The following is a 24,316-nucleotide window of genomic DNA, read 5'->3' on the forward strand; positions in this document are numbered from 1 at the left end:
TGCAGCACTGGCCTATCGTGCGCTCATGCGTTTGAAATCGAATATCTGGGTCTCAGCCTACTTGCGCCGGTGCCAGACCGAGGGCGTGTTCGGCGCCGTGCGCCATCGTGGTGCGGAGGAAGCGGGGGCAGTGTTCGTCAAGGTGTCGCTGCTCGACGGCAATGCGATGCTCTACGTGCCGGCGCCGCAGACCTCTTATGACGACGGTCGACCGGTCGATCGCTTCTTCGTGCCCGCCGCGCCGCAGCCGATGCCGGAGCAGTCGGTCGAAGAACGCCTGACCAAGGAACTCCGCTTCGACCCGGATGCCTGGATCGTCGAGACCGAAGACCGCGCGGGGCGGCATTTCCTGGAGCTGGCGAAGACCTGATCGGGCCTTCCGTCATTGCGAGCGCAGCGAAGCAATCCAGAGTCTGTCCGCGGAGGCACTCTGGATTGCTTCGCTGCGCTCGCAATGACAAGCGTGGGGCGTGATCAGCGCTCCGACGACCCGCCATTGCCCGTGCGCACCGCCGGGCTCGAGCCGGGCTGCACGCCCGGCCGCGACTGGCCGGACGTGCCACGCGCGCGCTGGCGTTCGCTGTCGTGCAGCGACGGCTGATATTTGGCGCGCGTGACGGCGAGTGTCGAGCCGCGCCACGCGGCAAGCATCACCAGTGCGGCGCGATCGCTGAGGCGGTCGTAGAGCCGGGACAGCCGGTAGACCGCATCCACCGAGTTGCCGATCTCCGGCTTGAAGAACAAGAGGATGCGCTGGAAGTTCGGGCTCGGCATGTCGAGCGCGCGCGCGGCGATTGCGAGCGCCTCGCCGCCGGCATCGTCGACGATCTCTGCTGCGACGCGCGAGGGCAGGATCAGGCTGTCGCCGAGCTCCAAGGTGAAGTTCTCGACGTCGCGCGCGATCGCCGCCATCTCCAGGATCTGGATTGCGCGCTTGGCGCGCACGGTCGGAATTCGCGGCGCGGCCTTCAGCGGGGTCTGCGCCAGATTGTGCAGGATCAGCGCGCGCTGGCTCGCATCGGCGCCGAAGAACATATCGTGGATCTCGGCGGCTTCCTTCGGCTGCATCGCCATGCTGGCGGCCATGCGCTGCTCGGCGTCGGTCGGCGTGCGGGCAGGCGAGGGGACGGGCGCAGCACGCGGGATTTCGCGCGCGAGCGGCACCCGGCGGCCTTCTTGCGCTGCGACCAGCCCGAGCTTCTGCAGCACCGGGACCGGCGTCTGCGGATAGATCGCAAGCCGCGCCTTGACGGCGGCGCGCGTCGCGTCGTCGACCTGATCGATCAGCCGCGTGGCGAGCTCGATGAATTGCCGCTGCTCGTCCTCGCTGTGGGTGGGCGCCTGGACATAGAGGTCGGTCAGCACCCGCAGCAACGTCGGACGAACATCGACGCCCTCGCGGCGGGAGAGTGTCATCAGCCCGTCGAATCCGGGAAACAGCGACTTGGTCATGGAGGGTACGCAACTTGGAAAAAACCGTTGTCTCAGCCTATCAGGGGGTCCTTTAAAGGCTCGTTAAGGAAAACGAGGCGTGAAGCAAACCCGCCCGTTTCAATGGTTCTCGTCTCGCAGCGGGACGATCTGGGCCGGTCCGTGCGGTTACGGTCCAGAGGCCATGTTTACATCCCGTTAACCATAAACTGATCCTAATGCCCCCATGTTGCATGGTCGCGTTCTGTCGCGCGGCAATCGAGAGAGCTGACATGGGGACCATCATCGAATTTCCGGCCGGTCGCCGGGTGGGCTCGTCGGGGGACGTCACACCGCGCGCGGACATGGGGACGATTCTGATCCTTCCCGTCGTCCGTATCGAGCGCGATGCGGACGCAACCAACGGCGATCGCGGGCCGGAAGCGGGCACAGCGCCGGGGCGCCGTCGTCGTCGCCGCTAAGGTCCGGCCTTTGCCATGCCGGCATCCATCCGCCAGATCCGCACCATCGTAACGGCCATCCTGCTCTTATCTGTGGGCGCGACGCTCGCCGCCTGCAGCGGCGGCGATTTCGGCCGCACCCGTGCCGACATGCGCAGCGACGACATGCATCGCTGGCTCGGCACCGAGGTCACCTCCAGCCTTGGCCTGAAAGCGTCGCAATTCCAGCTCACCGACGAGGAGCGCCAGCTTCGCGATCTCGCCTATCCCATGATCGAGCCGCCGCTGTCGCGGCCGGCGTGGAAGAGCGTGTTCGGCGACTACAAGGCGTTGCCGTCGCCGTGGCGGCAGAAGATCGTGTTCGACCGCACCATGTATGGCCGCACGCTGATCGACGAGCCGCACCGCTCGCATTCCTCACGCTATGCGCAGTTGATGGAAGACGTGCGCAACGACATCACCCGCTTCGAGCCGTTCTTCGGCTGTGCCATCCGCGTCATCGATCTCGACAAGAAGCGTGAGGCCAGCATGGCGCGGGTCTCGGCGCTTTCGCCGCAGGAAAAGGCCGACGCCGTCGAACGCATGCAGGAGAACTCGCTGATCATCCAGTGGGTGCAGCTGTCGCTCGAGCAGCGTGTCTCGTCTTATCGCTTTGCGCTGGAGCGGCTGGTGATCCAGGCCCCCGACGGCATGGCTGCGGATGCCGATCGCCTGATCGGCGAGCTCGCCGCCCAGACCACCAATCCGCCGGTTGCGGCACAGCCGGCTTACGGCCGCGCGGTCGTCTCGAAGGGCTGACGGCGGATCGCCGCGCCTACGGACGCATCCGGTTGCGTTCCCATCAGCACGAGCCGCGATCCCGGGCCGCCGCGACGGCGGCCAAATCATGCAACCACGGCGAGGATCACGTCCAGATGCCACCAGGACGGAGCCCCGGGACCTTGTGTTGGCCGCCGCCTACGCCGTTCAGCACATAGTCGGACCGCCCCGATTGGCGCTTGTTCTCCCAAGCCAGATCGATAGGATTGCGCCGTTATACCAAGTCATTTTACACGAAGGTCTTTTGGGATGAGCACCAATTCCAGGATGCCGTCTGACGCCCGTCGAAATTCCAGCCCTCTGCGAAAGTTGCTGGTCCTTGCCATCCTGCTCGGATCGACCGGCTCCGCCGCTGCCCTGACCAAGGAGGCGGCGCTCGAGAACTGCCGGATGACCGTCGGCAAGCCGATCGTGCATGCTTGCATGCAGGCCCAGGGAGGTCGCAAGGCCGGTGCCGATGTCGAGGGGTGCCGCGCCAAGGCTAAACCGCAGGTCCACGCCTGCGTGCTCGCCGCCCTTAACGCCGCGAACGGACGCGCCAATGTCGCCGTCGCGCTTCCGACGGAGGTCGCGCCGACGCTTGCGCCGGGAACGGCCTTGCCGAAGGACTTTGTCGCGCCGCCGCGCAACATTTCCGACATCACGGCGATTCTCGACGGCGAGAAGCCAGACGAGAAGATGATCGCTGAATTAAAGTCGGATGCCGATGCCGCGCCGAACGGCAAGGAGTCCCGCGAGGACCTTGCGCAATTCTACTTCGATCGCGCCAATGCCCGCTCGCAGCTCGGCCGCCTCGCCGAGGCCACTGCCGATGCCAACAAGGCGGTGGAGACGGGACGCGGCGCCGTCAGCGCGAACATGCTTGGGCGGATGATGCAGCTTCAGTCGCTCCAATATGCCCTGGCCGGCGATCCCAAGCGCGCGCTCGAAATCATCCAGCGGCTGCTGCGCGAGTCGGCCGGCGTGCCCGGCGCCAAGGGATTTCAGTTCAACGCCAACCGCTCGATTGCAGCCATCCTGATCCAGATGGGCGACATCCCGCAGGCCGAAGCCTATTTGCGCCGCAGCCTGACCGGGATCCAGGAAGCGCGCACCAGTGGATTGCCGGGCTGGCGCGCCTCCTATGCCAAGTTCGGCCAGAACTGGGAGGGCGAGATCGAGATTTCGCGCGGCCAGATCTTCGAGGCGCGGGGCCAGTTTGCCGAAGCCGAGGCCGCTTATCGCACCGCAGAGGTGCGCAAGCGTGCCGGCCACAAGGGGGTTCTGGACTCGGACAATCCACCTGCCGAGACCATTCTGTTGCAGGCGGTCGACACCACCATCCTGAATCAGGCGCGCATGAAGGCGCGGCAGGGCAGGCTCGCCGAAGCCGAGGTCGATGCGCGCCGGGCGCTGTTGTCGCGCCTGAAGGACACCGGCAAGTACAATCCGGTGACGCCGCGCTTCGTGATGGGATTGGCCGGAATCCTGGTCGACCAGGGACGTTACGACGAAGCCGAGCAGCTCGGCCGTGTCTCGCTTGAGATCAACAAGGCGGTGGGCGTGCCGGACGACTCGCAGTCGACCGTGCAGCTGCTGTTGCAGGTCGCCGGCATCCTGAATCTGCAGCGCAAGAATGCCGAAGCCAACGACATGTTTGCGCGGATCGACAAGGCGGTCGCCAATTGGGATCCGCAGCGCCGCCAGGTCATCGAGCTCAATCCGGCGCGCATTCTCGCGCTATACAATTCCGGCCAGCTCGACGCCGGCATCGCCGCCGCCGAGCAACTGGTCAAGAAGCAGATCGGGCGGGTCGGCGAGAACCATTTCGATGCGGCGTCGGCGCGCGGCACGCTGGCGATCGGATTGATGCGCGCGCGGCGCGATGCCGACGCGATTCGGGAGTTCAAGGCCGCCATTCCGATCATGATGGCGAACGCAAACGAGAACGCCGACGACGAGAACACGACCGTCGTGGCCGCGCGCGGCCAGCGGCTCCAGACCATCGTCGAGAGCTACCTCCTGCTGCTCGCGCGGGCCGAAGGCACCGGCAGCGGCGTCGGCGAGGAGACGTTCGGTCTGGCCGATGCGATCCGCGGCCGCTCCGTGCAGCAGGCGCTGGCCGCCTCCAGCGCGCGTGCGGCGGCGAAGGATCCGGCGCTGGCCGAGCTCGTGCGCAAGGAGCAGGACCTCACCAAGCAGGTCAACGCCCAGCTCGGCACGCTCACCAATATCCTCGCCATTCCTTCGGCGGAACGCGACGAGAAGGGCGCGCAGCAGATCCAGGCCTCGATCGTCGCCTTGCGCGGTGCACGCGACAAGGCGCGCCAGGAGATCAAGCAGAAGTTTCCGACCTATGCCGATCTGGTCTCGCCGAAGCCGCCGGCCGTCGCCGAAATCCGTGCGACGCTGGCCGACAACGAGGCCATGCTGTCGTTCTATTTCGGTCAGAACGGCAGCTTCGTCTGGGCCGTGCCGAAGGCGGGGCCGGTGGCGTTCGCGGCCGTCAAGGCCGGCATCGGCGACGTCGAGACCAAGATTCGCAAGCTGCGCGAGGCGCTCGAGCCGCAAGCCGCGATGATCTCGGATATTCCGCCGTTCGACCTCAAGCTCGGTTACGAGCTCTATGAGCTGCTGCTCAAGCCCGTTGAGAGTGGATGGAAGCCCGCGAAGAACCTGATCGTCGTCACCAATGGCGCCCTCGGCTTGTTGCCGCTCTCGCTGCTGCCGACGGCACCCGCCGAGGTGGCGCAAGACGAAGACCCGTTGTTCGTCGGCTACCGCAACGTGCCATGGTTGGCTCGTACCCACGCTGTGTCGACAGTGCCGTCGGCCGCGGCGTTGCGCACGCTGCGGCAGTTGCCGCCCGGCAAGCCCGGCCGCGGGGATCTCGTGGCGTTTGGCGATCCCTATTTCAACAAGGATCAGCAGGCCGAGGCGGAGAGCGATCAAACCAAGGTTCAGCTCGCCGACGCGGGTGGCAACGTCACGCGCGGCATGCCGCTGAAGCGTCGTAACAGCCCGAAGCTCGACGGTGTCGATAGTGCCGAGCTCGGATTGCTGCCCCGGCTGCCAGATACTGCCGACGAGCTGAAATCGATCGCGCTGGCCCTGCAGGCAGACCCCTCGAAGGTGCTGTTCCTCGGCAAGAATGCGACCGAGAGCGCCGTGAAGACGATGGACCTCTCCGGCTTCAGGATTCTCGCATTTGCCACCCACGGTCTTGTTCCGGGCGAGCTCAACGGCTTGACGCAGCCGGCGCTCGCATTGTCATCGCCAACGGTGACGGGCGAAAGCGGAGACGGCCTCCTGACCATGGAGGAGATTCTCGGCCTCAAGCTCGACGCCGACTGGGTCATCCTGTCGGCCTGCAACACCGGTGCCGGTGCTGGCGCCGGCGCGGAGGCCGCATCCGGACTTGGTCGCGCGTTCTTCTACGCGGGTACGCGCGCGCTGCTGGTGACGAACTGGTCGGTGCATTCGCAATCCGCGCGGCAACTCGTGACCGATCTGTTCAAGCGGCAGGCCGACGATCCCAAATTGTCGCGGAGCGAGGCGTTGCGTGAAGCGATGATGGCTCTCGTCGATGGACCCGGCTATCTCAACGGCGAAGGCAAGACCGAGTTCGCCTATGCGCATCCGCTGTTCTGGGCACCTTACACGATCATTGGCGATGGCGGCGTGCGCTGACGGCAAGTGAAGAGGGTTGGAACTGAGATGAAACGGAATATCTTGCCGGTGCTGATCGCCGCAGGTCTCCTGTTTTCGGGAGCGGCGAGAGCGGCAACGCAATTGATCACGGAAGAGGAAGCGAAGCTGCCGCCGCCAAAGGGTGCAGTCGCGGCCGACCGGCGCGGCATCCTGCGCGGGCCGAAAGTCGAATTTGTTTCGCCGAGCGATTCGGTCAGCTCGCCCGTGCACCTGGTCTTGAAGTTCGAGTCCTTTGGCGGCGCCAGGATCGATCCGGATTCGGTCAAGGTGATGTTTCTGAGGACGCCGAACGTCGATCTGACGGCGCGCGTCAAACCGTTTGTCGAGGCCAGCGGCATCAACATACAGGATGCCGAATTGCCGGCGGGCGAATACATGGTTCGCGTCGACATCAAGGACAGCGATGGACGGCCCGGCACGAGCATCTTCACCTTGAAGGTAGCGCCCAAATGAGGTGTCGTTGAGGTGAAATGTCCCTATTGCCAATCCGGGAATCTGGAGGGCGCCCTGATCTGCGCGTCGTGCGGGCGTGACGTCGCCGTTCCCGCGACGCTGATCGCCGAGCGCGACGATCTCTTGCGCAAGCGGGACGCCCTGCGTGCCGAATTGAGGCAGGCGAGAGCGGAGATGGAGGCGATCATGCAGCGCAGGAAGTCGCGCTAGCAATGGAATGTCCATTCTGCGCCGAGACGATCAAGGACGAGGCCATCGCGTGCAAGCACTGCTCGCGCGACTTGCGCGTCGTGCGGCCGACGCTTGTCGAGATCGAGGAGATCGTTGCCGAGCTCGACAAGCTCAGGCGCGATCTCGATCGGGTCAACATCCGGCTTGAACGACAGAGAAATCCGCTGCGATATTTCGGAACGCACGCGGTTCTCTACGTCGTTATTCCGTCGATGCTGCTGACGGTCACGCATTTTCTCGTGACGATCACGTTCAATCTCTCGCCGATCCCGCTCCGGATAGCGTCGATCATCGTCCCGCTTCTGTTCGGGCTCCTCGCATATCCCCTGCACAGGGTTTCCGCACTCGGCGCGTTCGTGCTGGCGTTCCTGGCTGCGACCATCAGCATCCTCGCGATGCTGACGGTCACCGGCATCCACGACGGCGTTCCGATCCTGCCGGCGGTGTGGGTCGAATGGCGCGAAGTGTTCGAATACGGTGCGAGCATCCTTCTCGCTTTCGTTTCCGGAAACATCCTGGGAGTCGTGATCTTCCAGGTCTTGCCGCGCGTGCTCAGCCAGGGAGGCAAACCGAACGCATTTGCCTTCAGGATGGCGCGTCTGCTCGGGCAGCATGTCGGTGAGGAGCAGCTCCGCCGCCGCGCCCGCCTGATTCAGGATCTGATGCAGACCGTCGGCCCGCTCGCAGGTGTCGCCGCAACGGCCGTCGGCTCGATCTATGCCGGTCTGAAGGGCTTGCTTGGATAGCTTGTTGCCAGTCGCCGAGGGCGGGATCCTCGCGCGATCAACGTCCGCGGCCGGCAGTCTTGCGCGCAGCGGGGCGAGGCTCGCTCCGATTGGGCTTGACCCGCTGCTTCCGAAGCTTCCCGACGAAATCCTTCAACGCATCCGCCAGCGGCACTGACGCGCGATAGGCGAGCCCGACCTCGCGCCTGACCTTCACCTCGATCTCCCGGATGGCGACGTCAGGATGGCCCTTGGCGACGCCCTCCGGGACGATGGCGATGCCGATGCCGGCCGCGACCAGCGCCATCGCCCAATCCTCCGATTGCGCGATCGCCGCGGAAGGGCGCCGTTGCGCGGTGCGACCGAAGAACGTGCTCTGCTCGCAATGGCAGCGGTCGATCATGGGGAATTCGGCGAGGTCGGCGGCGCGGAGCCGCTCCTTCAGCGTCAGCGGATGCGACGGCGGCAGCGCCGCGACATAGCGCTCGCTCCACAGCGGGACGAAATGCTCGTCATCCCCAAGCATGCTCTTCGAGATGATCCTTGCATCCGCGCGCTCGTCATGGCCGACGAGCCGGAGCGCGATGTCGCTGCGTGACGTGAGCGGCTTCAGCAGCGCGATGGTCCGGGGCACGTCGAGCGTGCGCATCAGGCCGAGCGTCAGATTGGTCTTCGTGCTGGGTTTGCGGAACAGGCTGCGCGCAGTATCGGCCTCGTCGATGATGCGACGGGCCAGCGCATGAAACTGCTCGGCCGAGGCGGTCGGCGCCACGCCCTTTTTGTGCCGGATGAAGAGCGTGGTGCCGAGCTCGGCCTCCAGATTGGTGATCGCGGTCGAGATCGACGGCTGCGACACGAAGCAGGTGCGCGCGGCGGCCGTCAGGTTGCGTTCACGGTAGACGGCGGCGAAGTAGCGAAGCTCGCGAATGTCCATAGTTCAAGCCTATATATAATATCAATATTCGATATTTTACCTATGGATAGGATAATGACAAGAACGCCCTGTTCACAACAGGCGAGCGTCATCCATGAAAATCCATCATCTCAACACCGGCACGATGTGTCCCATGGGCCGGCGGCTGGTGAACGGCACCGGCGGCCTGTTCCAGCGCGCCCGCATGGTCTGCCATTGCCTGCTGATCGAGACCCGTGACGGCCTCGCTCTGGTCGATACCGGCATCGGGGTCGGCGATATCGCCACGCCCGAAAGGCTCGGCAAACGTTGGCTGCGGCAGACCGCGCCAAAGCTCGATCCGGCGGAGACGGCCGTGCAGCAGGTGAAAGCGCTCGGCTATTCGCCTGCCGACGTTCGCCACGTGCTGCTGACGCATCTCGACCGCGACCACGCCGGCGGCGTGCCCGACTTTCCCCATGCCGCGATCCACGTTCATCGCGCCGAATACGACATGGCGGTGCTGCGAAAGCCCGCGCCGCCCGAGGGGCGCTATGTCACCGGGCAATGGAGCCACGGGCCGAGCTGGTCTTTCTACGGCGAGGCCGGCGAGGACTGGTTCGGCTTCAAGGGCGTGCGCGCGCTCGGCGACCGGGAAGCGGACATCCTGATGATTCCGCTCGCCGGCCACACGCTCGGCCATTGCGGCATCGCGGTTCGCAGCGGTGACAAATGGCTGCTGCATGCCGGCGACAGCTATTTCCATCACGCCCAGCTCGACGCCTCACCGCGCGCACCTCTGGTGCTTCGCTATTTCCAGCGCCGCGTCGACATGGACCGCAACGCCCGCATCGCCAATCAGGCCCGGCTGCGCGAGCTGAAGCTCAGCCACGGCAGCCGCGTGACGATTTTCAACAGCCATGATCCCGTGGATTACGAGACCTGCCGGTGCGGCGCGCATTGAGCAGCGCAGTCTTCCAGAGGCGAACCTTGCAGTGCAGCGGCGCCAAGGTTTTGAAACGCAGATCGGACTTCGGACCGCCGGGCCGCAGCTATCGCGCTTCGACCACCTCGCCGTCCTCTTTCACGAAGCGGCCGACAGGATTGCTCAGAAGATCGATGACGGCCTCCGAAGGCCGGCACAAGCGCGTACCTTTTGGCGTCACCACGATCGGACGGTTGATCAGGATGGGATGCGCGAGCATCTGGTCGATCAGCTCGTCGTCGGACCATTTGGGATCGGCGAGGCCGAGCTCCTTATAAGGAGTGCCCTTTTCGCGCAGCAATGCGCGGACGGATATTCCCATCGCGGCGATCAGTTGCTTGAGCGTTTCGCGTGCCGGCGGCGTCTTCAGATATTCGATGACGACGGGCTCCACGCCGCTCTGCCGGATCATCGCCAGCGTGTTGCGCGAGGTGCCGCAATCGGGGTTGTGATAGATCGTGACGCTCATTGCAGGGGTTCCGTGATCGGGAGAGGGGCCGGCGCGCGCGAATGTCCGAGCAGCCAGTTCATCAACAGCAGGCCGGCGAACGCTCCGCAGAGTTCCGCGAGGATGAATCCGGGCAGGTCAGCGGGACGAATGCCCGAGAATGTGTTGGTCAGCGACCGTGCGATGGCTACCGCAGGATTGGCAAACGACGTGGAGGCCGTGAACCAATAGGCGGCGGTGATGTAAAGGCCGACCAGCCAGGGGACCGCCGTCCGCTGAAAGCGGATGCCGGCGAGGATCGTCGCGACCAGCCCGAACGCGGCGACGGCTTCGGCAAACCATTGCGGCCCTCCGGTTCGAACCTTGGTCGAGACATCGAGCAGGGGCAGTCCGAACATCAGATGCGCCGCCATCGTCCCCGCGATGCCGCCGGCGATCTGCGCAATCACGTAAAGAGCGGCCTCATTCACCGGCAGCTCGCGCTTACCGGCAAACACGAGCGTAACCGCCGGATTGAAATGCGCGCCGGAGATCGGACCGAGCACCGTGATGAGCACGGCCAGAATGGCACCGGTCGGCAAGGTGTTGCAGAGAAGCGCAAGCGCGACGTCCTTGGTCAGCGTCTCCGCCATGATGCCGGAGCCGACCACCGTGGCGACGAGAATGCCGGTGCCGAGCGCTTCGGCCGCAAGGCGCCGCGAAAGATCGAAATTATCCATCAGCCGGCCTTCGGCGTCGGGTGCAGCACGCCTTCGAAGGCATCGATCAACCTCTGGTCAGGCACGGACTTTCCCCTTTCGCTTTGGAGAGCAGCAGGCTTGCAGGCTTTCGACGACCGGCTCGCAAACCTCCGGCCGTCCGCCGCAGCAATCACGCAGCAGGAAAACCGCGACATCGCGGAATTCGGCGAGGTTGGCGCGGTAGACGATCGACCGGCTGTGCCGCTCTGATGTCACGAGGCCGGCGCGCGTCAGGATCGAGAGATGGGCCGACAACGTGTTCGGCGGCACTTCGAGCAGGCGTGCGAGGTCGCCGGCCGCAAGGCCATCGGGCTCGTGCCCGACCAGCGCCCGGAACGCCTCCAGGCGGGTCGATTGCGCCAGTGCGGCGAGCGCGAGCACGGCTTCGTCGGTTTCCATATATCCAGACTTATGGAATTATAGGTGAGGCGTCAATCCGGAAATCTCTTTGGTCGTGTCGAGGCGGGTTGCGGTTGTTCATGAAGCAGGTTCCTCCGGGCCAGGCGACCGGTTCGCTTGCTGTCGCTACTGGGCTCGGCACCACGCAAACCACGGCAAATCTGGCGCAATCGTGATGAATCGACGATTTGCACGGCTGCTGCTGACGTGCGAAAAGGGAACATGGGTCCCCTGAAGACATTCAAGTGGCTGATCGCGCTTTCGGTGGCGGCGGGACTTATGGTCGCGCCCTTGTCATTGCCCGCCGTCGCTGCACCGCAGGCGGCAGCTGCTTCCGACAACATGCAGGCGATGTCGACCGACATGCCCTGCTGCCCCGACCAGCAGAAGAGCGCGGACTGTCAGGACTGCCCGCTCGTAGCAATGTGCATTCTGAAGACAGCGCAGGCTGGACCGTCCATGGCCGCCGCCCTCCCGCTGCGGTACGCCGTCCGTACCGCCCATCTCGTCACGGATGACGTGCTTGGTGACGGCCTCGACCGTCCCCCTCCCGAGCAGCCACCTCGAACCCTGGCCTGAGCGGCGCCTTGGCGCCGACTGCATCCGTGCGCTTGCGCGCGCGGATGACGCACGCCGCCTCGGCGGCGGATTCCAGGACATCGAGGACACAGACAAAATGAAGACGTTTAGCTTCGCGCGCGCCGTCCGGGCGGCGTTGATCGCTGCCGCCATCGGCGGCACCAGCACGGCCGCATTGGCCGACATCAAGGACTACAGGTTCGAGCTCGTCGATCAGTCGGTTCAGGCCGGGCCCGACAAGGTCATCACCGTCAGGCTTGTGAACACCAAGACCGGCAAGCCGGTACCGGATGCCGTGATCTTTGCCAGCCGCTTGGACATGGCTCCGGACGGCATGCAGGAGATGGCGACCAAGGTCACGCCCATGCCGGGGACGGAGCCCGGCACCTACCGCTTCAAGGCGACGTTGGGCATGGCGGGACGCTGGCAGCTTTCTCTGGGCGCCAAGATCCAGGGCGAGACCGGCAGCGTCGAGAACAAGCTCGTCATCACGGCGCAGAAATGACCCGCGCCCTCACTGCAAGCCTGGCCGCCGCGTTGATCGCGGCGGCGGGCATCGCATTCGTTGTCGCCAGCCCGCAGCGGCCGGCGGCGCGAGCGGTCGCCGTGATCGGCCCGGCTTCGGCCGAAGAGAGCGGCGCGCCGATCTATTACCAGGATCCGGACGGCAAGGCATCGTATTCGCTTGTGCCGAGAAAGACGCCGGACGGCCGGGACTACCGGCCCGTGCCCGCTGGCGCCGACATCAGCTTCGACGATGAGCAGGCGGCAGCCCCGCCGACGGCGACAACGGCCGGCGGCGAGCGCAAGATCAAGTACTACCGCAATCCCATGGGCCTGCCGGACACCTCGCCGACGCCGAAGAAGGATTCCATGGGGATGGATTACATCCCCGTCTATGAAGGCGAGGACAGCGAGGACGGCTCCGTCAAGCTGTCGCCCGGCAAGATCCAGCGGACCGGAGTCAAGTCGGAGCCCGCAGCGAGACGGGTGATCCGGACCATCGTGAGGGCGCCAGGCACCATCGCCCTCGACGAGCGGCGGATTTCCGTGATCGCCATGCGCTCGGAGAGCTTCATCCTGAAGGTCGCAGACGTCACGACGGGTTCGCATGTGGCCAAGGGCCAGCCTTTGATGGAGGTCTACAGCCCGTCGGTTTCCTCGGCGGCGGCCGAGTACCTCGCGACGATCACCTCGAAGACCACGGCGGGCGATGTTCAGTATGGACGCGGCTCCCGGCAGCGGCTGATGAACCTGGACGTGCCGGAGAGCGCCATTGCCGCCATCGAGAACAGCCGAACTGTGCCGACCTCGATCGCGTGGACTTCGCCGCGCGACGGCATCGTGCTGGAGCGCAATGCGATCGAGGGCATGCGCGTGCAGCCTGGAGGGGTCCTGTTCCGGATCGCCGACCATTCGATGGTATGGGCCCTGATCGACGTCGCCGAACGCGACCTCGGCATGATCGCCAAGGGTCAGCCCGTCACGGTGAAGGCGCGGAGCTTTCCGGGCCGCGAGTTCACTGGAAAGGTCCAGGTGATCTATCCCGAGATCAACAAGGAGACCCGGACCGCGCGCGTGCGGATCGAGCTGCAAAATCCGGACCTGATCCTGCTGCACGACATGTACGTCGACGCCGGGATCGACACCGGCAGCGGTGAGGCCGCTCTCACAGTGCCCGAGAGCGCCGTGATGGACACGGGCAGCCGGCAGGCCGTTTTCGTCGATAGGGGGCAGGGTCGGCTGGAGCCGCGCGAGGTCAAGCTCGGCAATCGTGGCGGCGGCTTCGTGGAGGTCCGGGACGGCCTTGCGGAGGGCGACGCCGTGGTGGTCTCGGCGAACTTTCTGATCGATGCCGAAAGCAACCTGAAGGCCGCACTGAAGGGCTTCGCGGAGGGAGCGCAGCAATGATCGCCCGCCTCATCGGCTGGTCCGCCCGCAACCTGCTGCTGGTGCTGTTCGGGACCGGCTTCGCCGCCGCTGCAGGTCTCTATGCGCTTCTGCATCTGCCGCTCGATGCGATCCCGGATCTCTCGGACACCCAGGTCATCGTCTACACGGAGTACCCCGGCCAGGCGCCGCAGGTGATCGAGGACCAGGTCACCTATCCGCTCACGACGGCCATGCTGACCGTGCCGAAGTCGAAGGTCGTCCGCGGCTTTTCGTTCTTCGGCGTCTCCTTCGTCTACGTCATCTTCGAGGACGGCACGGACATCTACTGGGCGCGCTCGCGCGTGCTGGAATTCCTCAACGGCGCGAGCGCACGGCTGCCGGCCGGCGTGACACCCACGATCGGTCCCGACGCGACCGGCGTCGGCTGGGTCTACCAGTACGCCGTCATGTCCAAGGAGCTGAACCTCGCCGACACGCGCACGATCCAGGACTGGAATCTGAAGTTCGCCCTCGCCAAGGCCGAGGGCGTCGCGGAAGTCGCCAGCGTCGGCGGCTTCGTCAAGCAGTACAACGTGATCCTCGATCCGCAGCGGATGCGCGACCGCGGCATCACCATGCAGAAGATGCGCGATGCCATCCGCGCCAGCAACGCCGACGTGGGCGGCCGGACGGTCGAATTGTCGGAGTTCGAGTACGTCATCCGCGGCAAGGGCTACATCAAGTCGATCAACGACCTCGGCGACATCGTGCTGAAGACGAGCAACGGCACGCCCGTGCTGCTGCGCGACGTCGCACGGGTCGAGCTCGGCCCCGACGAACGGCGAGGCATCACCGAGCTGAACGGCGAGGGTGAGGTCGCCAGCGGCATTGTGCTGCAGCGCTTCGGTCTCAACGCGCTGGAGGTCATCCAGAACGTCAAGAAGCGCTTCCAGGAGATCGCCTCGAGCCTGCCGAAGTCCGTCGAGATCGTGCCGGTCTACGACCGCTCCAACCTGATCTACGCGGCCATCGATACCCTCAAGCACACGCTGTTCGAGGAAAGCGTCGTGGTCGCGCTGGTCTGCATCGTATTTCTGCTGCACGTCCGCAGCGCGTTGGTCGCCATCCTGATGCTGCCGGTCGGCGTCTTGATGGCGTTCGGCGCCATGAAGCTGCTGGGCCTCGGCTCCAACATCATGAGCCTCGGAGGGATCGCGATCGCGATCGGCGCCATGGTGGACGCGGCCATCGTCATGATCGAGAACGCGCACAAGCATCTCGAACGCGCCGAACCGGGCAAATCCCGGATCGACATCCTGATTGCTGCTGCTTCAGAGGTCGGCCCGGCGCTGTTCTTCAGCCTGCTGATCATCACCGTCTCGTTCATGCCGATTTTCACGCTGGAATCGCAGGAAGGCCGGCTGTTCAGCCCGCTGGCGTTCACCAAGACGTTCTCGATGGCGGCCGCCGCGCTGCTGTCGGTGACGTTGGTGCCGGCGCTGATGGTGATCTTCGTGCGCGGGCGAATCGTTCCGGAGCACAGCAACCCGATCAACCGGTTCCTGATCTGGATCTACCGACCGGTCATCAAGGGCGTGATGCGGGCAAAGATTCTGGTGATCGTGCTCGCGCTGGCCGCCCTCGCGGCGAGCATCTGGCCCGCGCGCCAACTCGGCACGGAGTTCATGCCGAACCTCAACGAAGGCACGCTGCTCTACATGCCGACCACGCTGCCGGGCATCTCGGTCACGAAGGCGGGCGAGCTGATGCAGGCCCAGGACCGGATCATCCGGTCGTTTCCGGAAGTCGCCTCGGTCTACGGCAAGGCGGGACGCGCCGCGACCGCCACCGATCCGGCCCCGTCCGAGATGTTCGAGACAATCGTCAACCTCAAGCCGAAGCAAGAGTGGCGCCCCGGCATGACCGTCGACGGTCTGATCGCCGAGATGGACAAGGCGCTGCAGTTTCCCGGCGTCTCGAACGCCTGGACCATGCCGATCAAGGCACGCATCGACATGCTGTCGACCGGCATCAGGACTCCGATCGGCGTCAAGGTCATCGGCACCGACCTGGTCGAGATCGACAAGCTCGCAAAGCAGATCGAGCAAGTCCTCAAGGCGGTGCCAGGCACCTCATCGGCATACGCCGAGCGCGGCATCGGCGGCTACTATCTGGAGGTCACGCCGGACCGGACCGCGATGGCTCGTTACGGCATCATGATTCAGGACGTGCAGGATACGATCGCCACCGCACTCGGCGGACAGACGGTGACGACGACGGTCGAAGGCCGGCAGCGCTTCACGGTCAACATGCGCTATCCGCGCGATCTGCGCGACAACCCACAGGCCATCGCCAACGACGTGCTGGTGCCGATGCCCGCCGGCGGTGCTGTGCCGCTCGGCGAGGTCGCGAAGGTCGCGCCGGCGCGCGGGCCGACCTCGATCCGGACCGAGAACGGCCAGCTCGCGACCTACATCTACGTCGACATCCGCGACCGCGACCTCGGCGGCTACGTCGCCGACGCGAAAACCGCCGTGCAAGCCAGCATCCACTTCCCAGCCGGATACTACGTCATGTGGAGCGGCCAATACGAATACCTGGAGCGGGCCACCGCGCGGCTGAAGATCGTTGTTCCGGTCACGCTGCTCATCATCTTCCTGCTGCTGTACCTGAACTTCCGATCTATGACCGAGACGATGATCGTCATGCTCTCGCTCCCGTTCGCGCTGGTCGGCGGGCTGTGGCTGATGTGGTGGCTGGGATTCAACTTGTCAGTGGCGGTTGCCGTAGGCTTCATCGCGCTCGCCGGCGTCGCCGCCGAGACCGGCGTGGTCATGCTGATCTATCTCAATCAGGCGCTGGCGGAGATCAGGTTCAAGCGCGGCATGGAAGGCCGTGCGCTCACCCGCGGCGACCTCTACGATGCCGTCATGGAAGGCGCGGTGGAGCGCGTACGTCCCAAGATGATGACGGTGGTCGCGATCATGGCGGGGCTGCTGCCGATCATGTGGAGCACCGGGACAGGCTCGGAGATCATGCAGCGCATTGCGGTGCCGATGATCGGCGGCATGATCTCCTCCACGCTGCTGACATTGATCGTGATTCCGGCGATCTTCGGCCTGGTGAAGGGCTTCGGACTGCCGCGCGACGACGGCCGGGCTCCACCGCCGGTCCGCAACCCGATCAAACGTCTCAAACCTGTTCCGGAGCCAGCTGAATGAGGTGAACCATGATGCAAGACATGATGCCGGGGATGATGTGGGCAATGGGACTTCTGTGGCTGCTTGCGATCGTCGTCCTGGTCCTCGCAGCCGCTGCGCTGATCAAGTATCTCCGTTCCTGAACATGCCGGTGTGAGGCCTCAGGAACGCAACGGCACGCGGGTTAGCTTTCGGACGCGCGCGTCGCCGGTGCGGGCTGGTCCGATCTCGACGCTCGGATATGCCGGCGTTTTGGTCTCAGCCCGATCTCGGCGCTCGCCCATTGCGGTGACAGTGCACTAATTGCATGGATGAATAGAATGCACTGTCACCGAAATCGTTCGCTCGTGGGAATTCCTTCTATGGATTCACGACTTGGTTCTACAACGTCGGCGATCTCTCCGCCCAGGCCTTGGTGGCTTGGCAGATTTCCATCGCTCGTGCGTAGGCGGGCCGTGTCGTCGTGCGGGCGAGATAGGCCCGCTCGACCGGCCCCGGGGTATAGTTGCCGGTTCGCAGACCAAGCAGGAGAGCGTAGCTCACTGAAATGTCGGCAGCAGTGAACCGGTCTCCGGCGAGAAATGGACGATTGGAGAGACGCTGGATGACCAACCCCAGCCGGCTCTGAAAGGTCTCAAGTGCCCAGCCTGTAACCCGGGCGTTTCGCTCTGCTTCCGGCGCGAGTGCGCGACCGACGAAGACGGCGTTCATTGGCCCGGCGAGCCCAGCCTCTCCCAAATGGAGGAATTGCAGATAGGCGGCGAAAGCCGGATCATCCGGGTGGTTACGGTGACAGTGCACTAAATTCTGCGGTTGATTGAATGCACCGGCACCGTAATACCGTAATACCCGAAGGCCCCCTCGTGAGCCTCTACACGCCCGTCACCGAAGCCGCCAAAAAGCGATTTGGCGCGCGATGACATGCGATCCGATGATGAAGGCCGAACCGGATCGACCCGGCCGGAGTATTTCGCGAGCAAGTGTTGAAGTCGCGCCTTTGATCCAGGTCCCGGCATAAGGTATCTCTCGGGCAGAGAAACTCGGGGGGTGAGATGTTGAAGCTGGCGTTTCCAATGATCCTGGCCGCTGCGGCCGGGATCAGCCTGGTCGTGCAACAGGCCCTCAACGCCAACTTGCGCGCAGCACTGGGCTCGGCGGCGTGGTCGGGCTTCATGAGCTACTTCATCGGCGTCATCTGCATGGCCGCGCTCGCGCTGCTGCTCAGTGATCCCGTTCCATCGGCAGCCATTGCCGCCCGCATACCTTGGTTCGCCTGGAGCGGCGGCCTGTTCGGCGCCATCTTCATTGGTCTCGCGATATTCCTGGTCCCGCAGCTCGGCGCCGCCACCTTCTTCGCACTCCTGATCGCCGGCCAGATGCTCGGCTCGATCGCATTCGACCATTTCGGCTTGCTGGGCGTTCCCGTTCACCCGATCAGCGTGGTCCGGGTCATCGGCGCTGTCCTGCTTGTGGGCGGCGTCATCCTGATCCGGATGTAGAACGCGGGACGAAGTCTTGACGGATGCACCAATCCCGGCACCTACAGTCGCACCGATGCCGGAGACCTGTCGTTGCCGTTCGCTCGTGGGAATTCCTTCTATGGATTCACGACTTGGCTCTACAACGTCGGCGATCTCTCCGCCCAGGCCTTGGTGGCTTGGCAGATTTCCATCGCTCGTGCGTAGGCGGGCCGTGTCGTCGTGCGGGCGAGATAGGCACGCTCGACCGGCCCCGGGGTATAGTTGCCGGTTCGCAGACCAAGCAGGAGAGCGTAGCTCACTGAAATGTCGGCCGCAGTGAACCGGTCTCCGGCGAGAAATGGACGATTTGAGAGACGCTGGATGACCAACCCCAGCCGGCTCTGAAAGGTCTCTAGTGCCCAGCTTGTCACCCGGGCGTTTCGCTCTGCTTCCGGCGCGAGTGCGCGACCGACGAAGACGGCGTTCATTGGCCCGGCGAGCCCAGCCTCTCCCAAATGGAGGAATTGCAGATAGGCGGCGAAAGCCGGATCATCCGGGGCGACGGCGAGCGGGCTCGGGCCGTGGCGGGCGAGCAGGTATTCGAGGATCGCGATCGATTCGACCATGATCGTCTCGCCGTCCTGTAGCGCCGGGATAAAGCCGGCGGGGTTGATCGCAAGAAAATCGGGATCGTTCTCGACAGCGAGCAGATCGACCGGGCGCAGCCGATAAGCCACTCCCAATTCCTCGAGCAGCCAAACGACACGGAACCCACGACCTTCACCATAGACAGTGAGCATAATTGAGTGTCCTCACGTTGGCTCAAACGCTTTCATTCGCACGAGCGAGATTACTACATGCTGCTATCGCTCGGACAGTGCGTAGGGCGGATTAGCGTCAGCGTAATCCGCCATTTCACTCTGAGACGATCAACCGACGCGACCGCGGGACGCGGCCCGCGGTGCCCCATCAACTGACATGTAGCTGCACCGCGTCTACGGAAGCGATGCGCCAAAATCAAAAGAGCTTCTATGGATTTGCGAGGTCGCAGAAGTTATGCTGTGCAACTCACAAGTTCCCTGCCTGGCGGTGAAGACGAAGGATGACCGACGACGACATTGAGATACGTCGCCTCGCCCGGGAGGATGCTGTCCTCTATCGAGACATTCGACTGGAGGCTCTCCAAGCCAACCCGGAAGCGTTCGGTAGCACCTTCGAGGTTGAAGATGCCCAGCCGCTGAGCTTGTTCTCGGACCGGCTCGGCAGCTCTATAGTGCTCGGCGCGTTCCGCGATGCAGAGCTCCTCGGCATTGTCGGCTTTGCTGTCCAACAGGGCCAGAAGGAAGCTCACAAAGGCACGCTTTGGGGAATGTACGTTCGACCATCCGCAAGGAATGCCAAAGTCGGTCGACGTTTGGTCGAAGCGATATGCAATCTTGCCCGTCAGCAGGTTGAGCTGATCCAGCTCAGCGTTGTGGTGGACAATCAACATGCGCGGAGTCTTTACGCGAGATTGGGCTTCCTCGAGTACGGCGTGGAGGAGAACGCGTTGAAGCAAGCTGGCCGCTACTACGACTCAGTTCTTATGGCAAAGGATCTCTCGCGGCCCTGAGTTATTTTGCGACGCAGACATCGACTGTTCACCAGCAGGCACGATTTCCGCAATGTGTGCTGGCGTTGCTGGATCGGCGCCCCTGGGCAACGCAGGGCAATCGCATATGGTGTGCACTATGCGGCGGCATCGGCAGTGGGCTCCCTCTCCCGCTTGCGGGGGAGGGCGGGGTGGGGTGTCTCCGCGTCGGGATTGCCAGGGATTGCGGTGAACGTCCCAGCGTGGTGAGAACCCTCACCCGCCGCGCTCGAGACGATGCTTCGCATCGTCCGGGGCGCGTCGGCCTCTCCCGCAAGCAAGCGGGAGAGGCGGAGCAAGCTCGCGGACTATTCCGTGAAATCCATATGCGATAGCCCTGCTGGGCAACGGTAGGCATCCTCTCATCATGGCAGTCTCCGTTCCCGCATGAAAAAACCCGCGGTGGATTTCTCCGCGCGGGTTTCTACGAATTTCTGATGATGCCATTCTGCCAGTGTTTTGCCCGACGTGTCAAAGCGAAGTTTTGCGCCGGGCGAGTGCGGCCCATCCGCTGATGAGCGCTCAAGCATGATCCGGACAAGTGCGAAGCGGTTTTCCGGAAGGATCATGCTCCAAACAACAAGGGCCCAATGGATTTCAATAACCCGGCTACTGTGCATGGGGTTGTTTTCAGCTTTTGTCTTGAGGGCGTCTCAACGCCCGCGCGTCAGCGCCGGCCGCGCGGCGCCTCGGCCTTGGCGGGCGCTTCGGTCTGCGGTGCGCAGGTGGCGGCGTTAAGCGTCGCCTGCGCCTGCGGCATCAGGCCGGGCTCGGCGGCCAGCGCCTTCATCACGATCAGGCCGGTGGTCGCAGGGGAATCGATGATCAGGCGGTCGGCCGCGGTGATCTCCTCGTCCTCGGGCAGGGCGTCGTGCTGCGCTTCCGTCATCAGGTCGAGCTCGATCACCTTCTTGCCGGCCGAGCGGTCGTTGATGGCGTAATAGGCGATCTCGTTGCGGGTGTAGAACGACACCGACGTATAGGACTGGCTCACCGGCACGGTGAGCTTGAGCGGCCCGCCCGAGAGATCATAGCGGCAGATCGCCAGCGCAAAGGCCGGGTCCATGAACGGCATCGGCGAGGTGTTGGGATCCGCGAGCGGAAGCTGCGTGACGCTGTTGAGCCTGGTCATCGGCGTCAGCCGCGAATAGGCGTCCTGGGTCGCGATGCGCGGCAAGGCCAGCACGCTGACGAGATGGACCACGAGGCCCAGCACCACACCTGCAACAATGGTGAACAGCAGCCGGATCATGAGCAGCCCACCGTCGAGATCGTCGGCATCGGCGCATCGCGCTGGGTGCGCGTCGCAACCCCGACAGGGGTGTCGTAGAGGCGGAACATCAGCGCGTAGCGCTCGATGCCGCCGGTCGGCAGCCAGTTGCCGGCGCGCGAACGCGAGGCGATGTGGATCTCGAACGAGCCGTCGGACTGGCGCACGATCTCCTGGCTGGTGAAGCCGTAGCGCTGCAGCGAGTTGGCGACGAGATGACCCTTGCGGTCGTACAGCGTCAGCGTCCAGAACCGCGCCGGCGGCGTTACGCCGGAGACGACGACGTCGCAGCGGCCGTCGAGCGCCTTCTTCTTGTCGTCGGCGGTCGCGGTAAAGGCGACGCCGTCGCCGGTGCCGATCGGCAGCTCGCCGTTGCGCACGATGGTGGCGCGCGAATACGGATCGACGTCGGCGGTGCCGGTGCGGGGGCGGGCGGTCCAGGGGCCGATGGTCAGCGCGCCGATCTCGGTGCCGCGTGTCGTCGTCATCCAGGTCGCGCCCAGGCCGACCACGGTCGCGAGCAGGAGGGCCGTCAATGTGCTCAGGATCAGCCGCACGGGATCAGATCAGTTCTTGCGCGGGGTGGTGGATGCGTTCGCGTTCTCCTCCGCCGCATAGTTCTGCGGGAAGGCGAGCGCGCTGTTCGACGATGCCGGCTTGGCCTGCTGGCTGTCGTTGGCCGTCGATTTGGTCGCGGTCCTGGCGGCGTCGTCGAGCAGCTTCTCGACCCGCACCAGGACGTCGGCGCCGCGCTTGGTCAGCACCGGCGGCGGACCGGGCTTGGTCTCCAGCACCTTTGGCGCCGCATTGGCCTGCGCATTGGCAACTCGTTCCGGCGGCAGCTTCTGGCCCATGCCGATGCCGGGAATTTCCCGGACCTCGACGCCCTGATGCGCTGCGACCATGATGTCGTGCCAGGTTTGCGCCGGCAGCGAGCCGCCGGTCATGCGGTTGGTCGGTGAATAGTCGTCATTGCCGTACCAGACCGCGCAGGTGAAATTACCGGTATAGCCGACGAACCAGGCGTCGCGATAAGCGTTGGTCGTGCCGGTCTTGCCAGCGGTCGGAATGCCGTCGAGGGCTGCGCGGCGCGCGGTGCCTTCGCTGACGACGTGGCTCATCATGCCGGCCATGTCGGCGGCGATGTTCGGCGGAATGGCCTGCTTCGGCTTCGGGCCGTCGCGGTCCCAGCGCCAGACCAGATCGCCGGCGCCGGTGCGCACTTCGAGCACCGAATGCGGCGTCACCGACTTGCCGCGGTTCGGGAAGGTCGCATAGGCCACGGCATGCTCGAGCACGGTGACCTCGTCCGAGCCGATCGGCAGCGACGGCGTATCGGGCAGGGGGGCCTTGAGGCCGAACCGGCGCGCGACCTCGACGATCTTGGCGCGGCCGATCTTGGCCGGGTTCGGCGCCTTCGGCTGCTCCTTCTGGCCGATCGCGATCGACAGTTTTACGGGCACGACGTTAATCGAGCGCGTGATCGCCTGCGTCAGCGTCACCGCGCCGGAATAGGAATGGCCATAGTTCTGCGGACACCAATTGCCGATGCAGACCGGGCCGTCGACTACGATCGAGTTCGGCGTGAAGCCGTTCAGGAGCGCCGTGGTGTAGACGTAAGGCTTGAACGAGGAGCCGGGCTGGCGATAGGCATCGACGGCGCGGTTGAACTGGCTCGCGCCGTAATCGCGGCCGCCGACCATGGCGCGGATGCCGCCGTCGAGATCGGAGACGACGGTCGCGGCTTGCGTCGCGTGATAGTCGCGGCCGAACTGGCGCAGCTGGTTCTCGATCGCGTCCTCGGCGGCCTTCTGCACGTTGGCGTCGATCGCCAGGCGAACGACGAACACGCGCTCGGTGTAGGACTTCGGGAAGGTGTCGACCAGCTTGCGCATCTCGTCGAAGGCGTAGTCGAGATAGTAGTTCGGCGACGCCTCGTCGCGGCGGTCGACCGCGAAGGCCGGGTTGCGGCGGGCGCCGAACACCTGGCCCTCGGTCATGAAGCCGGCATCGACGAGATTGTCGAGCACGACGTTGGCGCGGGCACGCGCAGCGGGCAGGTTGATGTGCGGCGCGTATTTCGTCGGCGCCTTGAACAGGCCGGCGAGCATCGCAGCTTCCGCCAGCGTCACGTCGCGCGCCGACTTGTTGAAGTAGAAATGCGCCGCACCGTCGACGCCGAAGGTGCCGCCGCCCATATAGGCGCGGTCGAGATAGAGCTTGAGGATCTCGTTCTTGCTCAGGCGCCATTCCAGCCAGACCGCGAGGAAGGCCTCGTTGATCTTGCGCTCGATGGTGCGCTCGTTGCTCAGGAACAGGTTCTTGGCGAGCTGCTGCGTGATCGAGGAGCCGCCCTGGCGGACGCCGCCGGCCTGGGCGTTGGTGACCAGCGCGCGCGCGGTGCCGGCGATGTCGATGCCGAAATGCTCGTAGAAGCGGCGGTCTTCGGTCGCCAGCGTCGCCTTGATCAGGACGTCAGGAAAATCTTCCAGCGGAATCGAGTCGTTGTGCTTGATGCCGCGGCTGCCGATCGGATTGCCGTAGCGGTCGAGGAACGTCACCGCCAGATCGGACTTCTTCAGCCAGTCCTCATCCGCGGTCTCGCGGAAGGCGGGGATGGCGAGGATCAGCATCAGCACCATGCCGCCGAGGCCGAGCGTCGCGGCCTCCGACAGCGGCTCGACGAACACCCAGCGCTTCCACCGCCCGACATAGAAGCGGTCCATGAAGGTCGAGTAGCGCTCGTAGAGCTCGCGGATGCCCTTGGCCGAGGAGAACAGCGAGGAGTCGATGCGCGCATCGAGGTCCAGGAAGAAGTTCCTGATACGGCTCTTCCAGTTGGATGGTGTGTTCTGGACCACCTAGAACCCTTGAGGCTCGCTTCGAAAGCGTTCAAGCACCCGGCCGGGGCGGCATCGAGACGTCTTGCGGGATTGTTGCGGCAAACCCAAGGCGCCCGTTTCGCGTCCGAGGGGACTTGCTGTTCTTCTAGCCGAGCGGGGCTTATAAACCAATGGTCAGGCTCGCAATTTTGAACAACAGGCCTAATTGG

At 64.6% G+C, this 24,316-nt stretch carries 25 protein-coding genes; 13 read left to right on the forward strand and 12 right to left on the reverse strand.

Translation table 11 applies throughout. The features are described from left to right. The first annotated feature begins 25 nt into the window (after positions 1 to 25). Complete coding sequence (locus ABID58_RS05810) at positions 26 to 370, forward strand: DUF1491 family protein (RefSeq protein WP_148752026.1); 345 nt, start codon at positions 26 to 28, stop codon at positions 368 to 370. Between the two features lie 104 nt (positions 371 to 474). On the opposite strand, the gene ABID58_RS05815 is transcribed toward ABID58_RS05810, so the two are convergent. Next, on the reverse strand, positions 475 to 1,452 hold the full coding sequence (locus tag ABID58_RS05815) for a DUF2336 domain-containing protein (RefSeq protein WP_354031892.1): 978 nt from the start codon (positions 1,450 to 1,452) through the stop codon (positions 475 to 477). Positions 1,453 to 1,703: 251 nt separating this feature from the next. Between ABID58_RS05815 and ABID58_RS05820 the strand changes: the two genes are divergently transcribed. The 6 genes from ABID58_RS05820 to ABID58_RS05845 all read left to right on the forward strand — a co-directional run bounded on the left by ABID58_RS05820 (position 1,704) and on the right by ABID58_RS05845 (position 7,810). Next, entirely contained in the window at positions 1,704 to 1,892 is a 189-nt protein-coding gene (locus ABID58_RS05820; protein WP_148752024.1) for a hypothetical protein, read from the forward strand. A gap of 15 nt (positions 1,893 to 1,907) precedes the next feature. Then, entirely contained in the window at positions 1,908 to 2,669 is a 762-nt protein-coding gene (locus ABID58_RS05825) for a hypothetical protein (protein WP_354031893.1), read from the forward strand. Between the two features lie 288 nt (positions 2,670 to 2,957). Continuing rightward, positions 2,958 to 6,359: a CHAT domain-containing protein gene (locus ABID58_RS05830; protein WP_502916386.1), complete on the forward strand. Its 3,402-nt coding sequence runs from the start codon at positions 2,958 to 2,960 to the stop codon at positions 6,357 to 6,359. Between the two features lie 27 nt (positions 6,360 to 6,386). Beyond that, on the forward strand, positions 6,387 to 6,833 hold the full coding sequence (locus tag ABID58_RS05835; protein WP_354031895.1) for a hypothetical protein: 447 nt from the start codon (positions 6,387 to 6,389) through the stop codon (positions 6,831 to 6,833). Positions 6,834 to 6,845: 12 nt separating this feature from the next. Continuing rightward, a complete protein-coding gene (locus tag ABID58_RS05840; RefSeq protein ID WP_354031896.1) occupies positions 6,846 to 7,043 on the forward strand; it encodes a hypothetical protein in 198 nt (65 codons plus the stop codon). A 2-nt stretch (positions 7,044 to 7,045) separates the two neighbouring features. Continuing rightward, the gene (locus ABID58_RS05845; RefSeq protein WP_148752019.1) at positions 7,046 to 7,810 is read left to right on the forward strand and encodes a hypothetical protein; all 765 of its coding nucleotides are present in this window, start codon (positions 7,046 to 7,048) and stop codon (positions 7,808 to 7,810) included. Positions 7,811 to 7,847: 37 nt separating this feature from the next. On the opposite strand, the gene ABID58_RS05850 is transcribed toward ABID58_RS05845, so the two are convergent. Next, positions 7,848 to 8,723: a LysR family transcriptional regulator gene (locus tag ABID58_RS05850; protein ID WP_354031897.1), complete on the reverse strand. Its 876-nt coding sequence runs from the start codon at positions 8,721 to 8,723 to the stop codon at positions 7,848 to 7,850. A 94-nt stretch (positions 8,724 to 8,817) separates the two neighbouring features. On the opposite strand from ABID58_RS05850, the gene ABID58_RS05855 reads away from it, so the two are divergent. Continuing rightward, complete coding sequence (locus ABID58_RS05855; protein WP_148752017.1) at positions 8,818 to 9,645, forward strand: MBL fold metallo-hydrolase; 828 nt, start codon at positions 8,818 to 8,820, stop codon at positions 9,643 to 9,645. Positions 9,646 to 9,733: 88 nt separating this feature from the next. Here ABID58_RS05855 and arsC read toward each other — a convergent pair whose 3' ends face one another. From arsC to ABID58_RS05875, 4 genes are read right to left on the reverse strand one after another with little or no spacing between them, the layout of a single operon-like run. Then, a complete protein-coding gene (arsC, locus tag ABID58_RS05860; RefSeq protein WP_354031898.1) occupies positions 9,734 to 10,135 on the reverse strand; it encodes an arsenate reductase (glutaredoxin) in 402 nt (133 codons plus the stop codon). After that, complete coding sequence (locus ABID58_RS05865) at positions 10,132 to 10,833, reverse strand: aquaporin (protein WP_354031899.1); 702 nt, start codon at positions 10,831 to 10,833, stop codon at positions 10,132 to 10,134. The genes arsC and ABID58_RS05865 overlap by 4 nt, the downstream gene beginning before the upstream one ends. A gap of 57 nt (positions 10,834 to 10,890) precedes the next feature. Beyond that, a complete protein-coding gene (locus tag ABID58_RS05870) occupies positions 10,891 to 11,253 on the reverse strand; it encodes an ArsR/SmtB family transcription factor (RefSeq protein ID WP_354031900.1) in 363 nt (120 codons plus the stop codon). A 32-nt stretch (positions 11,254 to 11,285) separates the two neighbouring features. Then, entirely contained in the window at positions 11,286 to 11,618 is a 333-nt protein-coding gene (locus tag ABID58_RS05875) for a hypothetical protein (protein ID WP_354031901.1), read from the reverse strand. A gap of 311 nt (positions 11,619 to 11,929) precedes the next feature. Between ABID58_RS05875 and ABID58_RS05880 the strand changes: the two genes are divergently transcribed. Genes ABID58_RS05880 through ABID58_RS05890 form a run of 3 tightly spaced genes read left to right on the forward strand, consistent with a single transcriptional unit; the run spans position 11,930 to position 16,925 of the window. Then, entirely contained in the window at positions 11,930 to 12,337 is a 408-nt protein-coding gene (locus ABID58_RS05880; RefSeq protein ID WP_354032180.1) for a FixH family protein, read from the forward strand. Beyond that, on the forward strand, positions 12,334 to 13,743 hold the full coding sequence (locus ABID58_RS05885) for an efflux RND transporter periplasmic adaptor subunit (protein WP_354031902.1): 1,410 nt from the start codon (positions 12,334 to 12,336) through the stop codon (positions 13,741 to 13,743). Before ABID58_RS05880 ends, ABID58_RS05885 begins: the two co-directional genes overlap by 4 nt. After that, entirely contained in the window at positions 13,740 to 16,925 is a 3,186-nt protein-coding gene (locus ABID58_RS05890; RefSeq protein ID WP_354031903.1) for an efflux RND transporter permease subunit, read from the forward strand. The genes ABID58_RS05885 and ABID58_RS05890 overlap by 4 nt, the downstream gene beginning before the upstream one ends. A gap of 360 nt (positions 16,926 to 17,285) precedes the next feature. Here the strand turns inward: ABID58_RS05890 and ABID58_RS05895 are convergent, their stop codons facing one another. Further along, the gene (locus ABID58_RS05895) at positions 17,286 to 17,447 is read right to left on the reverse strand and encodes a hypothetical protein (protein WP_354031904.1); all 162 of its coding nucleotides are present in this window, start codon (positions 17,445 to 17,447) and stop codon (positions 17,286 to 17,288) included. Between the two features lie 509 nt (positions 17,448 to 17,956). Between ABID58_RS05895 and ABID58_RS05900 the strand changes: the two genes are divergently transcribed. After that, complete coding sequence (locus ABID58_RS05900; RefSeq protein ID WP_354031905.1) at positions 17,957 to 18,403, forward strand: DMT family transporter; 447 nt, start codon at positions 17,957 to 17,959, stop codon at positions 18,401 to 18,403. 119 nt (positions 18,404 to 18,522) lie between these two features. On the opposite strand, the gene ABID58_RS05905 is transcribed toward ABID58_RS05900, so the two are convergent. Beyond that, positions 18,523 to 19,164 (reverse strand): glutathione S-transferase family protein, encoded by a 642-nt coding sequence (locus ABID58_RS05905; protein ID WP_148752011.1) that lies wholly within the window; start codon positions 19,162 to 19,164, stop codon positions 18,523 to 18,525. A 302-nt stretch (positions 19,165 to 19,466) separates the two neighbouring features. Here ABID58_RS05905 and ABID58_RS05910 point away from each other — a divergent pair, with 302 nt between their 5' ends. Next, positions 19,467 to 19,976 carry a GNAT family N-acetyltransferase gene (locus ABID58_RS05910; protein WP_354031906.1) on the forward strand — a complete coding sequence of 170 codons (510 nt, stop codon included), beginning with the start codon at positions 19,467 to 19,469 and terminating at the stop codon, positions 19,974 to 19,976. Positions 19,977 to 20,359: 383 nt separating this feature from the next. Here ABID58_RS05910 and ABID58_RS05915 read toward each other — a convergent pair whose 3' ends face one another. The 4 genes from ABID58_RS05915 to ABID58_RS05930 are packed head-to-tail and all read right to left on the reverse strand — an operon-like array spanning position 20,360 to position 24,125. Continuing rightward, the gene (locus ABID58_RS05915; protein WP_354031907.1) at positions 20,360 to 20,614 is read right to left on the reverse strand and encodes a hypothetical protein; all 255 of its coding nucleotides are present in this window, start codon (positions 20,612 to 20,614) and stop codon (positions 20,360 to 20,362) included. 47 nt (positions 20,615 to 20,661) lie between these two features. Further along, positions 20,662 to 21,246 (reverse strand): DUF1254 domain-containing protein, encoded by a 585-nt coding sequence (locus tag ABID58_RS05920; RefSeq protein WP_148752008.1) that lies wholly within the window; start codon positions 21,244 to 21,246, stop codon positions 20,662 to 20,664. Then, positions 21,243 to 21,821, reverse strand: a complete 579-nt coding sequence (locus ABID58_RS05925; RefSeq protein WP_148752007.1) for a DUF1214 domain-containing protein — start codon at positions 21,819 to 21,821, stop codon at positions 21,243 to 21,245. Before ABID58_RS05925 ends, ABID58_RS05920 begins: the two co-directional genes overlap by 4 nt. 9 nt (positions 21,822 to 21,830) lie before the next feature. Then, on the reverse strand, positions 21,831 to 24,125 hold the full coding sequence (locus ABID58_RS05930; RefSeq protein WP_148752006.1) for a transglycosylase domain-containing protein: 2,295 nt from the start codon (positions 24,123 to 24,125) through the stop codon (positions 21,831 to 21,833). Between the last annotated feature and the right edge of the window lie 191 nt (positions 24,126 to 24,316).

The sequence above is a fragment of the Bradyrhizobium sp. S3.2.6 genome, assembly GCF_040546885.1.
GTDB classification, from domain to species: domain Bacteria; phylum Pseudomonadota; class Alphaproteobacteria; order Rhizobiales; family Xanthobacteraceae; genus Bradyrhizobium; species Bradyrhizobium cytisi.